Raw genomic sequence first — 13,912 nt, forward strand, 5'->3', positions numbered from 1 at the left:
AATGAAAGAGGCAATTCAGCCCATTGATCCAATCGCATTTCAGCTAGGGCCATTACAAGTTCATTGGTACGGGATCATTATAGGAATCGGCGCATTGCTCGGCCTATATTTGGCGATGCGTGAAGGGGAGAGAAGAGGTCTTCATAAAGATATATTTGTCGATCTTGCATTATTTGCTATTCCTATTGCGATTATATGTGCCAGAACTTATTATGTCATTTTTCAATGGGAATATTATTCTGAAAATCTTTCGGAAATCCCTAAAATTTGGCATGGTGGCCTTGCCATTCACGGCGGGTTAATCGGTGCTGTGGCAACCGGGATTGTGTATGCAAAAGTAAAAAAACTATCTTTCTGGCAACTGGCTGATATAGCTGCACCGAGTATTATTTTAGGGCAGGCGATCGGCAGATGGGGGAATTTTATTAACCAGGAAGCTCATGGAGGACCTGTTTCAAGAGAATTTTTGGAAAATCTCCACTTGCCTGAATTTATCATTAATCAAATGTATATAAATGGACAATATTATCACCCGACTTTTTTATATGAATCCATTTGGAATCTCGCTGGGTTCATCATTTTAATTTTGCTAAGAAGGTTTAATTTGCGGCGTGGAGAGCTGTTTTTATCATATGTTATTTGGTATTCGATCGGGCGATTTTTTATCGAAGTCATGAGAACTGATAGTTTGATGCTTACGGAAACGGTAAAAATGGCACGGGTCATTTCGATTTTACTTATTCTTAGTGCAATTGCTCTTATAATTTACCGGAGACTAAAAAAAGTAGAAAGATATTTAGATGAATATTGATAAATTGCTGGAATGAAGGTGAAACTTTGAAACAAACATTGAAAAAAGGATTACAAACAGGATTGGAAACAACGTGGACTCTCGGTAAAGTCATTTTCCCTGTAACGTTGATTGTTTCATTTTTACAACATACTCCTTTGATTGATTGGATGGTTCATTTTATAACGCCGGTCATGAAGGTGATCGGGTTAAATGGAGATGCTGCTATCCCCCTTGTGATTGGGAATTTTCTTAACTTGTATGCGGCGATTGGAGCCATTTTGTCCATTGATTTTACGGTAAAAGAAGTCTTTATTTTGGCAGTCATGCTGTCATTTTCCCACAACTTATTAATCGAAACGACTGTAGCAAGCAAAGTCGGTGTGAAACTGTGGATCATCTTGTCCGTCCGGCTCGGACTGGCATTTTTTTCGGCTTTTATCATCAATCTTTTTTGGGACGGCGGTGGAGAAAAAGCTCAATACGGATTTATATCTCAACAAGATGCCGTGCCTTCAGACTGGGGAATGATCTTACTTGAAGGGCTTGAAAAAGCGGCAATGGGAGTCATTCAGCTTGCGGCCATCGTCATCCCGCTAATGATTGCCATTCAATTTATGAAAGATTTAGGCTGGGTCGACACTTTCTCAAAAAAGATGGAGCCGGTAACCGAAATGCTGGGAATGAAGAAGAACACTTCGACAACGCTTGCGGCAGGATTAATTTTCGGGCTTGCCTACGGGGCTGGCGTGATGCTGCAAGCAGTAAAAGAAGATGGAGTGGAGCATCGCGATTTAACGCTGGCGTTTATATTCCTCGTTGCCTGCCATGCTGTGATAGAAGACACATTGATTTTTGTTCCGATCGTCGGTTCAGTTTGGCCGCTTTTACTCATCCGGCTGTTCGCAGCCATTCTTTTAACGATGATTATCGGTTTTGTCTGGAAAAAACAAGCACATATCGGGAAAAGGGGAACGGTTTATGAACATTGACACCGTATTGTTTGATTTGGACGGCACGTTAATAAACACAAATGAATTAATTATTGAATCGTTTTTACATACGCTAAACTATTATTATCCGGGCAAATATCAACGGGAAGATATACTTCCTTTCATCGGGCCTCCGCTTATTGACACATTTCAACGTATTAACCCTGAAAAAGCGGAGGAAATGGTCCGAAGATATCGGGAGTTTAATCATGCCCAGCATGATCTGCTTGTGAAGGAATATGATCATGTGCACGAAACGGTTCGAGCTTTAAAAGAAAAGGGATTGAAACTGGGCATTGTGACAACGAAAATTCGCGACACTGTTATGATGGGGCTGAAATTAACGGAAATGGATTCATTTTTTGACGCAATTATCACACTGGATGATGTACAGCATGCGAAGCCTCATCCTGAGCCTGTCTTGTCCGCTCTTAAATTGCTCGGTTCCGATCCGTCTAATGCATTAATGGTGGGAGATAACCTTCATGATATAGAGGCGGGAAAAAATGCAGGAACATTAACGGCAGGAGTTGCTTGGAGCATAAAAGGGAGAGAGTATATAGAATCGTTAAAGCCAGATTTTGTGCTGGACAAAATGAGTGATTTATTGAACATTGTGATGGAGTGAAGATTGTGAGAAGAACGGATAAATTTCCTGTTGAAGGCGCAAACTCCCTTTGGCAGGTGTACAAGACGGTTTCTTTTTGGAAAGTTGTCAAAAATGTCATCGTGATTCTTATCGCGCGCTACACTCCATTTATGTCTATCAAAAACTGGCTTTACCGCACATTTCTTGGCATGAAAATCGGACAGCAAACATCGTTTGCATTTATGGTTATGGTAGATATTTTGTTCCCGGAAAAAATTAAAGTTGGGCGCAATTCTATTATCGGATACAACACGACGATTTTAGCACATGAATATTTAATCGATGAATATCGCATCGGCGAAGTGGAAATTGGAGATGAAGTCATGATCGGAGCAAACACGACTATTTTGCCTGGTGTGAAAATTGGAAATCGAGCTATCGTTTCTGCCGGCACTGTAGTTCATAAAGATGTTCCGGAAGGCTCTTTTGCAGGAGGAAATCCAATGCAAATCATCTACACAAAAGAAGAAATGGAAAAAAGAAAGCGGTAAGCGTCATCAATTTTTTCGCTTACCGCTTTTTGATTAAGCAGGATTGAGCGAAAGTGAAATAAAGGCGCTTTGTGAAAGAAGTTTACATCAAAAACTTATTGATTATAAATCTTTATTTTGGTAGTATGGTAACATATTAGCGGATTAAAGTGAATGCGCCATGGAGGTGTCAGTGAGTGTTTATGTTTGAAAAGCCCTTAGGAATGCGGGATACATTGCCGGGCTTATATGTCATAAAAGAAAGCGTTCGTAAAAAAATGATGAATGTGATTGAAAGCTGGGGTTATCAATTTTTGGAGACTCCAACGTTGGAATTTTATGAAACGGTAGGAGTTCAGTCGGCGATACAAGAGCAGCAATTATTTAAACTTCTTGACAGGCAGGGGCATACGCTCGTTTTAAGACCAGATATGACAGCTCCCATTGCACGAATTGCGGCTTCCAAGCTGATGAAAGAAAGCTTGCCGTTAAGGCTCGCTTATTCTGCAAATGTGTTTCGTGCACAGCAGCATGAAGGCGGCAGACCGGCAGAATTTGAACAAATTGGCATTGAGCTGATTGGCGATGGAACGATTAGCGCTGATGCGGAAGCGATCGCTCTAATGATATATGCCTTAAAAAATACTGGCCTTAAAGATTTTAAAATTTCCATTGGGCATATCGGATTTATCAATGCTTTGTTCGGAGAAATTTTAGGGAAGGAAGAACGGGCGGAGAAGCTGCGCCGCTATTTATATGAAAAGAACTTTGTCGGATACCGCGAGCATGTGAAAAGATTATCTCTCTCTACCATTGACAAAGAACGCCTTTTAAGAGTCATTGATTTAAAAGGAGGAATTGAGAAGGCAGATGAAGCTTCAAGCCTTGTTGCTTGTGACAGCGGGAAGAAAGCGCTGGAAGATTTAAAACAGCTCCTTATCCAATTAAGAGCTTATGAAGTGGATCAATATATCAAATTGGAACTGAATATCGTCAGCCACATGAGTTATTACACAAGCGTGATTTTTGAATTATATGCGAACGGTGTTGGACTTCCGATCGGAAACGGCGGGCGCTATGACCATCTTTTAGAAAAATTTGAACGTCCTGCCCCGGCGACAGGCTTTGGCATACGGTTAGATAATTTGCTGGAAGCTCTGGGGAATTTAAATTTGAATAAAGATCGCTATTGCATCATATTCAGCAGAGAGAATCGGCAAGAAGCTTTTCGGTATGCCAATAAGCTGCGAAAAGAAGGAAAACAGGTTGTCATGCAAGATATTTCCGGTATCGATCAAATCGACAGGTTTACAGGTCAATTTACAGATATTTATTATTTCCTCGGAAAACCAGGAAAGGTGAGAGAGTGATGAGCATGTTAACAATTGCGATGCCGAAAGGGCGAATTTTTTCAGAAGCTGTCGAACTATTAAGAAAATCAGGCTACAAGCTTCCAGACGAATTTGATGAATCAAGAAAACTAATTTTGACCGTGCCGGAAGAAAATATTCGCTTTATTTTAGCGAAGCCGATGGATGTCGGAACATATGTAGAGCATGGTGTTGCAGATGTTGGGATCGCCGGAAAGGATGTCATGATGGAAGAAGAGCGGGATGTTTTTGAAGTGCTTGATTTGAAAATTAGCAAATGTCATCTGGCTGTCGCCGGACTGCCTGATACGAAAATGAATGACATCGCTCCAAAGGTGGCGACAAAATATCCAAATGTGGCTTCCAAATATTTTCGAGAGCAAGGGGAGCAGGTCGAAATCATTCATTTGAATGGATCGATCGAGCTGGCGCCATTGATTGGACTGGCTGACAGAATTGTCGATATTGTTTCGACGGGAAGAACGTTAAAAGAAAACGGATTAGTAGAATTTGAACATATTGCTGATATCACTTCAAGACTCATTGTCAATCCCGTCAGCTATCGGATGAAGGACAAGCCGATCGACATGCTTGTGGAGCGGCTTGCCAAAACAGTGGAAGAAGGAAAGGAGGATTCGGATTGAAAATTATTCACATCACTAAGGATCAAAAGCTTTCCTTGAAAAGATCGATTGACGCTGGAACAGAGGAGCAGCGCAAAATTGTGAAGGAAATTATTGAACGAGTCAAAAAGGAAGGCGATCAGGCGCTATACGAATATACGAAACGTTTTGATGGGGCAGATCTTCAATCTTTGCGCGTATCAAAAGAAGAAATTAGTCGAGCGTACGAAGCGGTAGATAAAGAATTCATTGACATTGTTCAAGAAGCAGCAGAAAATATCTTTCATTTTCATGAAAAACAAAAGAAAGAATCATGGTTTTATTTCGATGAAAAAGGAACAATGCTCGGTCAGAAATTAACGCCGGTAGATGCTGTCGGCGTTTATGTTCCCGGGGGCACAGCTGCCTATCCTTCTTCTGTTTTAATGAATATCATGCCGGCTAAAGTGGCTGGTGTAGGCAGAATCGTGCTCGTTTCTCCTCCAGATCAAAATGGGAGCCTGCCGGCGGAAGTGCTGGTGGCAGCCAATGAAGCTGGCGTATCGGAAATATATAAAGCTGGCGGTGCCCAAGCAATTGCCGCTCTAGCTTACGGTACAGAAACAATCGAACCGGTCGACAAAATTGTCGGTCCTGGCAATATATTCGTCGCTCTTGCAAAGCGGGAGGTATTTGGAACAGTTGATATCGATATGATCGCCGGGCCAAGTGAAATTGTCGTCTTAGCTGATGAAACGGCTGTTCCGCATGAAGTTGCGGCCGATTTATTGTCGCAAGCAGAGCATGACAGGCTGGCAACCAGCATCCTTGTTACGCCTTCTATAAAATTAGCAAAGGAAGTTCAAAAGGAAGTTGCGGCACAATTGGCCGAATTGCCGCGAAAAGATATCGCCGCTGCTTCGATCGAACAGTTCGGTGCTATTTATATAACGGATTCAATCGAGGAAGCGGTTGGGATAGTCAACCAACTGGCACCTGAGCATTTGGAGGTATTAACGGAAAACCCGACGGGTGTTCTGCCAAAAATTAAACATGCAGGAGCCATCTTTTTAGGGAGATATAGCAGTGAACCTGTAGGCGATTATTTCGCAGGTCCCAATCACGTTTTGCCGACAAACGGAACAGCGCGTTTTTCCAGCCCGCTTAACGTGGATGACTTTATGAAAAAGTCAAGCATCATTTCATACAGTGAAGAAGCATTCCGTGCACATGCTTCAAAAATTGCAAAGTTTGCAAGATATGAAGGATTAGAGGCGCATGCAAGAGCAATTGAAGCTCGACTAGAAAAAAGAGGAAGTGATCGAAATGAATAGAACCGCCACAATATCTCGAAAAACGAACGAAACGAATATTCAGCTGTCATTTTCAATAGATGGTGAAGGCCGTGCAGATCTAAAAACTGGAGTTCCTTTTTTAACTCATATGCTTGATCTGTTCACAAGGCATGGCCATTTTGATTTAAAGATTGAGGCAGAAGGCGACATTGACATTGATGATCACCATACGACAGAGGATATTGGCATTTGTTTGGGACAGGCGATTCAACAAGCACTAGGCGATAAAAAAGGAATTAAACGGTACGGTCATGCCTTTGTCCCAATGGATGACTCTTTAGCGCAGGTTGTTATTGATTTAAGCAACCGACCGCATTTTGAAATGCGTGGAGAATTGCCGAAGGGGAAAGTAGGAACATTTGATACGGAGCTTGTTCATGAATTTTTATGGAAGCTGGCGCTTGAAGCACGGATGAACCTGCATGTAATCATTCACTATGGAATGAATACCCATCATATGATTGAAGCTGTATTTAAAGCGTTGGGGAGAGCTCTTGATGAAGCGACTATGATCGACCCCAGAGTCAAAGGGGTCCCATCAACGAAGGGGATGTTGTAAAAATGATTGGCGTGATCGACTATGGCATGGGGAATTTATACAGCGTCTCGAAAGCCTTGGAACGCATGAATGCGGAATATTTTGTATCAAGTGATTTAAACGAGCTTGAAAAGGCAACAGCTTATATATTGCCAGGAGTAGGCGCATTCAAAGACGCGATGGCTATTTTAACGGAAACAAAAACAGATAAATTTTTGAAGGACGAAGTGCAAAAGGGAAAGGCTTTATTAGGTATTTGTCTTGGCATGCAGCTTTTGTTCAACGAAAGCGAAGAACACGGCTGGACTGAAGGACTCGGCTTTTTAAACGGCCAAGTAAAAAGAATTCCAGGAGAAAATGTAAAAGTCCCGCATATGGGATGGAATAAGCTGGCTTTTCAACGAGATCATCCTCTTATAACTGGTCTTCAAGAAGATTACGTATACTTTGTCCATTCTTATTATGCGGTCGTAAACGATCCGGACGTTGTGGTCGCCAGCGCTTCATACGGCGTGACGGTTCCGGCTATTGTAGGAAGTGGAAATGTATTCGGCTGCCAGTTTCATCCGGAAAAAAGCGGCAAGCTGGGACTAGCCATCTTGAAAAACTATTTAACTTTTGTATCAAGGATGTGAGCTAATGATGAGTTTTACTATTTTTCCCGCCATTGATTTGCGCGGAGGGAAATGTGTCCGGCTGCTTCAAGGCGATTACAATAAAGAAACGGTTTACGGAGATTCACCGTTTGCTGTCGCCGAGTCGTTTGTAAAGGAAGGTGCTGACTGGATTCATATGGTAGATTTGGATGGGGCAAAAGAAGGAGTCCGCGTGAACCATCAACATGTTTTGAAAGTGGCAAAAGAGCTAAAAGTAAAGGTACAAGTTGGCGGCGGCATTCGCACAGAAAAAGATGTATACGAATATTTGGAAAACGGCATTTCCAGGGTTATTTTAGGCAGTTCTGCCGTTTCAAACAGGTCATTTGTTGAAAAAATGCTGGCTGAATACGGCGGCCGAATCGCAATCGGTATCGATGCGAAAAATGGCTATGTATCAACAGAAGGCTGGCTGAATACGTCCGAAGTTAAAGCGGTTGATCTTGGAAAAGAACTGGCGAAAAGCGGTGCAGAAACATTTATTTTTACTGATATTGCAACAGATGGAATGCTCTCGGGACCAAATGTCAAGGCGATTGTGGAAATGGCAAAAGCAACTGGAAAAACAGTCATCGCTTCCGGAGGGGTAAGCTCCATTGATGATTTGAAAAAGTTAAAGCAATATGAACAGGATGGAGTGAAAGGCGCTATTGTCGGAAAAGCGCTTTATACGAAAAAGTTCAGCCTCCGCGATGCTATCCATGAGGTGAATGGGCTATGATTACGAAACGCATCATTCCTTGTCTAGATGTTAAGGACGGACGTGTCGTCAAAGGCGTGCAATTTGTCCAGTTGAAAGATGCGGGCGATCCGGTGGAGCTAGCGAAATTTTATGATGAAGAAGGAGCAGATGAGCTTGTCTTCTTAGATATTTCCGCATCTCATGAAGGCAGAAAAACGATGATTGATGTTGTCGAACGAGTAGCGGCAACATTAGCCATTCCCTTTACGGTCGGAGGCGGAATCAACTCTTTGGAAGATATGAAAAAAATTTTGCGTGCTGGTGCGGATAAAGTTTCCATTAACACTTCTGCTGTATTAAACCCTTCGCTGATTATGGAGGGAGCTGATTACTTTGGCAGCCAGTGCATTGTGGTAGCGATTGACGCAAAATACGATCCGCAGCTCGGAAGCTACCGCGTCTATACGCACGGGGGACGAAAAGCGACCGAATGGGAAGTCGTGGCATGGGCAAAGGAAGCTGTAAAAAGAGGTGCTGGCGAGATTTTGCTGACTAGCATGGATCAGGACGGAGAAAAATCCGGCTTTGACATTGACTTAACCAAAAAAGTAAGCAAGGCAGTTCCCGTCCCAGTCATTGCATCCGGCGGCGCCGGTAATGCTGAGCATTTTCTTGAAGTTTTTCGCGATGCCCGAGCGGATGCAGCGCTGGCAGCTTCCATTTTCCATTACAAAGAAACATCAGTCAAAGAAGTAAAAAGATTTTTGCAAAAAGAAGGGGTGAATATACGGTGAACATAGCAGAACTCAAATTCGATGAAAATGGACTTATTCCAGCGGTTGTTCAAGATGCTGTTAGCAAAGAAGTGTTAACAGTAGCTTATATGAACGAAGAGTCGCTAAAAAAAACGTTGGAAACGAAAGAAACATGGTTTTACAGCCGTTCGCGCCAAAAACTTTGGCATAAAGGAGAAACGTCCGGCAATACACAAACTGTTCAAGAGATACGCTATGACTGTGACAAGGACGCGCTTGTCGTGCTGGTAATCCCGAATGGTCCGGCCTGCCATACAGGACAATACAGCTGTTTTTCAAAAGAAAGTGGCGGCCAGGTGGACGGTAGCCGTTTTGATATTATTAACAAGCTGGAGGCCGTCATTGCTGAGCGTGAAGCTGAGCGTCCGGAAGACTCTTATACTACCTATTTGTTTGAAAAAGGCTTGGACAAAATTTTAAAAAAGGTTGGAGAAGAAGCTTCAGAGGTCATTATTGCAGCAAAAAACCGCAGCCATGATGAGCTGAAATGGGAAGCCGCTGATTTATTATTTCATTTACTTGTTCTGCTGCGCGAGCAAAAGCTTCCGCTCGATGAAGTATTGAAAGTTTTAAAAGAAAGACATGAAAAATAATCGCGAGTAAAAATAGGTTTTTCCTATTTATAAGATATGGTATACTATCCCTCGGCAAATAAAGTGAAATGGAGGGTTTGAGTGGGAAACCGTAAAGTAAAAAAAGACGAAGATTCAAAAATTGTTTCGTTTTTCCAAGACAGTGCAACGTTTTATCGCTGGGGATTAAAGGCTTATCAAAAAGGCGATTTGCAGTCGGCTTCAAAATTCGTCAAGCGGGCAGTAGATCTGGATCCGTATAACGAAGAAATGATTTGCAGGCTGGCCAGCATTTATACCGAATTAGGAAAGTTTCAAAAATCAAACGAACTATTAACATATATTATTGAACATATTCACCCTCATTCGGTAGAATGCTATTATTTTCTTGCAAATAATTATGCTCATCTCGGCTTGTTTCACGAAGCTTATAAACATGCAATGATATATAAGGAAAAGGCGCCGCAAGGCATATTTTCCGTAGAAAACAGCGATCTTCTTGAAATGATCGAAATGGAAGAAGAGGCTGAGCATTCGGATGATCTAATCGTGAAGCAAGAAAAAGCGCGCTCTTTGCTTGAAAATGGACAGTTTCAAGAATCTATTTCCATTTTAAAAGAGATTATAACTGATTACCCAGAGTTTTGGTCCGCTTATAACAATTTGGCGCTTGCCTATTTTTACCTTGGGGAAGTGGAAAAAGCGAAGGACATGATTTCCCTCGTGCTCCGGAAAAATCCAGGGAATTTGCATGCTTTATGCAATTTGCTTGTATTTTTTTATTATGAAGGTGATGAAACGAGCATAAGCATGCTAGTTGAAAAACTAAAAAGGGTTTATCCGCTTGTTTCAGAGCACCAATATAAACTGGGGGCGACGTTTGCACTCATCGGCTTTTATCCTCATGCATTCAAGAGACTCCATGCCTTGTATCGAAAGGGATTTGAGGGGGATGACACGTTTTATTATTGGCTCGCATACTCTTCTTATTTTATAGGACACTATGACTTTGCTAAAAAAATATGGAAGAAGGTTCTGTATTTAAATCCGCGGAAGGAAGGCTCTGAACCGTGGAATATGAAAGGGCTAAACGAAATGGAAAATCAAGTCCCGGAGCGACTGCTTTCTATCTATTTCGCAATGAAAATGGATGAACGAGCGTATTTAGTAAATGAACAGGAGTTTGAAACTCGTCTTGAAAGAGAAGCTGTTCAATATGCTTTAAGCGTTTTAAATGGCAAAAGGCCGACAGGTTTTCATGCTGTTCATTTCGCTTTCCATGTGGCCGATAGTTTAATGGACAAAACGTCAGAAGGAAAAGAATTGGTTTTATTTTGGTTTCGGCTTTTCAAAAATGCCTTCAAGTTCGACATAAAATTTCGCAATGTCAACGCATGGTCAGCAGCTGTCTATTATTTATGGATGAAACAGATAGGAAAAAACATCACACAAGATGGCGCAGCCAATCACTTTAACATCAGCAAAGCTACGCTGTCTAAATACGTGCGCGTCGCAAAAAAATTGAAAATGTGAGCAAATAAATAGCACGAGACATTTATTTTATATAGGATATGTTGTAGGGAATAATAATTTTGTATTATTTATTGGATCATATGATGAGGAGTGAGTCTCGTGTCTGAAGAAAAAATTTATGATTGTATCATTGCCGGAGCAGGACCTGCAGGATTGACAGCTGCTGTTTACACATCCCGCGCCAACCTTTCTACTTTAATGATAGAAAGAGGCGTGCCTGGAGGGCAAATGGCCAATACGGAAGATGTTGAAAACTATCCTGGATTTGATCATATTTTAGGTCCAGAGCTATCAAATAAAATGTTTGAACATGCTAAAAAATTTGGTGCTGAATACGAATATGGAGATGTGAAGGAAATTGTCGATGAAGGCGAATATAAAATCGTCAAAACAGGCAACAAAGATTATAAAGCAAGAGCAGTGATTATCGCTACAGGGGCCGAATATAAAAAGCTCGGCGTGCCTGGAGAGAAAGAACTGGGCGGACGAGGCGTCTCTTATTGTGCTGTATGCGACGGAGCATTCTTTAAAGGAAAAGATTTGATTGTTGTCGGCGGCGGAGACTCTGCTGTCGAGGAAGGAGTTTATTTAACCCGCTTTGCGAACAGTGTGACAATCGTTCATCGCCGCGACCAATTGCGCGCCCAAAAAATATTGCAGCAGCGCGCCTTTGATAATGAAAAGATTGATTTTATTTGGAATCATACAGTAAAAGAAATTCATGAAGTCGACGGGAAGGTTGGCAAAGTCACGCTCGTAAATACGATAACAAATGAAGAAACAGAAAAAGAGATAGACGGTGTATTTGTATACATTGGCATGGTGCCGCTGTCCAAACCTTTTGAAAATCTCGGAATTACGAATGAAGCAGGATATATTGAAACAAATGAAAACATGGAAACGAAAATTCCCGGCATCTTTGCGGCAGGAGATATTCGGGAAAAATCTTTGCGGCAAATTGTAACTGCAACTGGTGACGGAAGCATTGCTGCCCAAAGTGCTCAACATTATATTGAAGAATTAAAAGAGAAATTAAAAAATGCCTAAAATTGTTAACAAAATCGTAACTATGATTTAATTGTGCTGTAACATCAATGAAATAAAATTCAGTTACTATAAAAGTAGTAATTGACCCCCTTTTATAATATATACTTTTGAGCATGGGCAACCCTTCCCATGCTCCTTTTTTTGTTGCACCTTTTCTTTTGAAACCTTTAAAAGAGAAAAAACGTATGATAAAGTAGGAAAGCATGCGCATTGAGACACTATAGCATTTAATTGTATAATAAAAGGAATAAATATTTTTTATGTACCGCAACCTAGGGGTGAACTTGCTTTGCAAAGGGTTACAAATTGTGTTCTTGTTCATGAAGGTCAGCTGCTCTTGCTTCAAAAACCGCGCCGGAATTGGTGGGTAGCCCCTGGAGGGAAAATGGAGCAAGGGGAATCGATAAAAGAATCTGTTGTAAGAGAATTTAGAGAAGAAACTGGAATTTATTTAATAAATCCAAAAATTAAAGGGATTTTCACGATCATTGTCAAAGATGGAGATAAGGTTGTTCAAGAATGGATGATGTTTACATTTTTCGCAACACAATTTAACGGGGAAAATGTTTTGGAAACTGAGGAAGGAAAGCTGAAATGGCACTCGATTGATGAAATTAAACAGTTGCCGATGGCTGCGGGCGACTACCACATTATTGAATATATGATTAAAGGGTCAGGAATCATGTATGGAACATTCATCTATACACCTGATTATGAGCTTTTGTCTTATCGGCTCGATCCACAATAAAGAAAACTTCAGCTGCAAGAAAATCGAAGCCAAGGTTCAGAGAAGAGGATATACATGCCAGTTTCAAAATTTCCGCTAAATAAATTTATGATTTGACTCTTCTCATCCTTGATCAAAAAGCTATCAGATCAAAAAAGTAAATCCCGATATTTCCTATTCAACATCTGTTACTGAATATTTTTCTTTTGAAAAAACGGGGGGCATTGAATGATGAGTGAAACTTCAAATATTAAGATGGTTATTATTACGGGGATGTCAGGGGCAGGTAAGACGGTTGCGATTCAAAGCTTTGAAGATCTAGGATATTTTTGCGTCGATAATCTTCCACCTACTCTTTTGTCCAAGTTTTTAGAGCTTATGAAAGAATCGAGAACGAAAATGAACAAAGTAGCTGTAGTTATGGATTTGAGGGGAAGGGAATTTTTTGAATCTTTCCATCAGGCAATTGAAGAAATCAATGATATCCCGTGGATCGCACCGCAAATTTTGTTTCTTGATGCACATGATCAAGTATTAGTTAACCGGTATAAAGAGACGAGAAGAACCCATCCATTAGCTCCAAAAGGTCTTCCGCTTGAGGGGATCCGCCTTGAACGGGAAATGCTAGAGGAATTAAAGGGACGTGCGCAAATTGTATATGATACGTCCAACTTAAAGCCAAGAGAATTAAGAGAAAAAATTTTAAAACAGTTCGCAGAAAATGGCGATCAAACCTTTACCTTGAACGTTTTATCATTTGGATTTAAATATGGTTTGCCGATCGACGCGGACTTAGTGTTTGACGTGAGATTTTTGCCCAACCCGTATTATATTGATCATATGCGCCCTAAGACGGGGCTTGACGAAGAAGTTTCATCATATGTTTTAAAATGGACAGAGACATCTAAATTTTTAGAGAAGCTGACAGATTTACTCTCATTTATGATCCCTCATTTTCAAAGAGAAGGAAAAAGTCAAGTGGTCATTGCAATCGGTTGCACTGGCGGGCAGCATCGCTCGGTGACTCTGGCTGAATATTTAGGGGATTTTTTCCGCAAAAACTACAAAGTGCATGTATCCCATCGTGATATTGAAAGGAGAAACTATCGATAAC

At 41.2% G+C, this 13,912-nt stretch carries 16 protein-coding genes; all 16 read left to right on the forward strand.

Annotated elements, in window-relative coordinates:
* Window position 1 precedes the first annotated feature (1 nt).
* Complete coding sequence (lgt, locus tag NSU02_RS04125; RefSeq protein WP_339194359.1) at window positions 2-811, forward strand: prolipoprotein diacylglyceryl transferase; 810 nt, start codon at window positions 2-4, stop codon at window positions 809-811.
* Window positions 812-837: 26 nt separating this feature from the next.
* A complete protein-coding gene (locus NSU02_RS04130) occupies window positions 838-1,782 on the forward strand; it encodes a nucleoside recognition domain-containing protein (RefSeq protein ID WP_339194360.1) in 945 nt (314 codons plus the stop codon).
* Window positions 1,772-2,410 (forward strand): pyrophosphatase PpaX, encoded by a 639-nt coding sequence (gene ppaX, locus NSU02_RS04135; RefSeq protein WP_339194361.1) that lies wholly within the window; start codon window positions 1,772-1,774, stop codon window positions 2,408-2,410. The genes NSU02_RS04130 and ppaX overlap by 11 nt, the downstream gene beginning before the upstream one ends.
* Before the next feature lie 5 nt (window positions 2,411-2,415).
* Window positions 2,416-2,922: an acyltransferase gene (locus NSU02_RS04140; protein WP_066249061.1), complete on the forward strand. Its 507-nt coding sequence runs from the start codon at window positions 2,416-2,418 to the stop codon at window positions 2,920-2,922.
* A 176-nt stretch (window positions 2,923-3,098) separates the two neighbouring features.
* The gene (locus tag NSU02_RS04145; protein WP_327847914.1) at window positions 3,099-4,271 is read left to right on the forward strand and encodes an ATP phosphoribosyltransferase regulatory subunit; all 1,173 of its coding nucleotides are present in this window, start codon (window positions 3,099-3,101) and stop codon (window positions 4,269-4,271) included.
* Window positions 4,268-4,915 carry an ATP phosphoribosyltransferase gene (hisG, locus tag NSU02_RS04150; protein ID WP_186439300.1) on the forward strand — a complete coding sequence of 216 codons (648 nt, stop codon included), beginning with the start codon at window positions 4,268-4,270 and terminating at the stop codon, window positions 4,913-4,915. Before NSU02_RS04145 ends, hisG begins: the two co-directional genes overlap by 4 nt.
* Window positions 4,912-6,207 (forward strand): histidinol dehydrogenase, encoded by a 1,296-nt coding sequence (gene hisD / locus NSU02_RS04155; RefSeq protein WP_339194363.1) that lies wholly within the window; start codon window positions 4,912-4,914, stop codon window positions 6,205-6,207. The genes hisG and hisD overlap by 4 nt, the downstream gene beginning before the upstream one ends.
* Complete coding sequence (gene hisB, locus NSU02_RS04160; RefSeq protein ID WP_063389171.1) at window positions 6,200-6,787, forward strand: imidazoleglycerol-phosphate dehydratase HisB; 588 nt, start codon at window positions 6,200-6,202, stop codon at window positions 6,785-6,787. The genes hisD and hisB overlap by 8 nt, the downstream gene beginning before the upstream one ends.
* A 2-nt stretch (window positions 6,788-6,789) precedes the next feature.
* Window positions 6,790-7,401 (forward strand): imidazole glycerol phosphate synthase subunit HisH, encoded by a 612-nt coding sequence (gene hisH, locus NSU02_RS04165; protein ID WP_063389170.1) that lies wholly within the window; start codon window positions 6,790-6,792, stop codon window positions 7,399-7,401.
* A gap of 4 nt (window positions 7,402-7,405) precedes the next feature.
* The gene (gene hisA / locus NSU02_RS04170; protein ID WP_066249069.1) at window positions 7,406-8,143 is read left to right on the forward strand and encodes a 1-(5-phosphoribosyl)-5-[(5-phosphoribosylamino)methylideneamino]imidazole-4-carboxamide isomerase; all 738 of its coding nucleotides are present in this window, start codon (window positions 7,406-7,408) and stop codon (window positions 8,141-8,143) included.
* Window positions 8,140-8,898, forward strand: coding sequence for an imidazole glycerol phosphate synthase subunit HisF (gene hisF / locus NSU02_RS04175; protein ID WP_339194364.1), 759 nt, complete (start codon window positions 8,140-8,142; stop codon window positions 8,896-8,898). The genes hisA and hisF overlap by 4 nt, the downstream gene beginning before the upstream one ends.
* Window positions 8,895-9,512, forward strand: coding sequence for a bifunctional phosphoribosyl-AMP cyclohydrolase/phosphoribosyl-ATP diphosphatase HisIE (hisIE, locus tag NSU02_RS04180; protein WP_339194365.1), 618 nt, complete (start codon window positions 8,895-8,897; stop codon window positions 9,510-9,512). The genes hisF and hisIE overlap by 4 nt, the downstream gene beginning before the upstream one ends.
* Before the next feature lie 81 nt (window positions 9,513-9,593).
* Window positions 9,594-11,024 carry a tetratricopeptide repeat protein gene (locus NSU02_RS04185; protein WP_339194367.1) on the forward strand — a complete coding sequence of 477 codons (1,431 nt, stop codon included), beginning with the start codon at window positions 9,594-9,596 and terminating at the stop codon, window positions 11,022-11,024.
* Window positions 11,025-11,123: 99 nt separating this feature from the next.
* A complete protein-coding gene (trxB, locus tag NSU02_RS04190; protein ID WP_339194369.1) occupies window positions 11,124-12,071 on the forward strand; it encodes a thioredoxin-disulfide reductase in 948 nt (315 codons plus the stop codon).
* A gap of 289 nt (window positions 12,072-12,360) precedes the next feature.
* On the forward strand, window positions 12,361-12,819 hold the full coding sequence (locus NSU02_RS04195) for an 8-oxo-dGTP diphosphatase (protein ID WP_063389164.1): 459 nt from the start codon (window positions 12,361-12,363) through the stop codon (window positions 12,817-12,819).
* A gap of 207 nt (window positions 12,820-13,026) precedes the next feature.
* Complete coding sequence (rapZ, locus tag NSU02_RS04200; protein WP_186439301.1) at window positions 13,027-13,911, forward strand: RNase adapter RapZ; 885 nt, start codon at window positions 13,027-13,029, stop codon at window positions 13,909-13,911.
* Window position 13,912: the final 1 nt, after the last annotated feature.

Source organism: Aeribacillus sp. FSL W8-0870, assembly GCF_037963755.1.
Lineage (GTDB): Bacteria > Bacillota > Bacilli > Bacillales > Aeribacillaceae > Aeribacillus > Aeribacillus composti.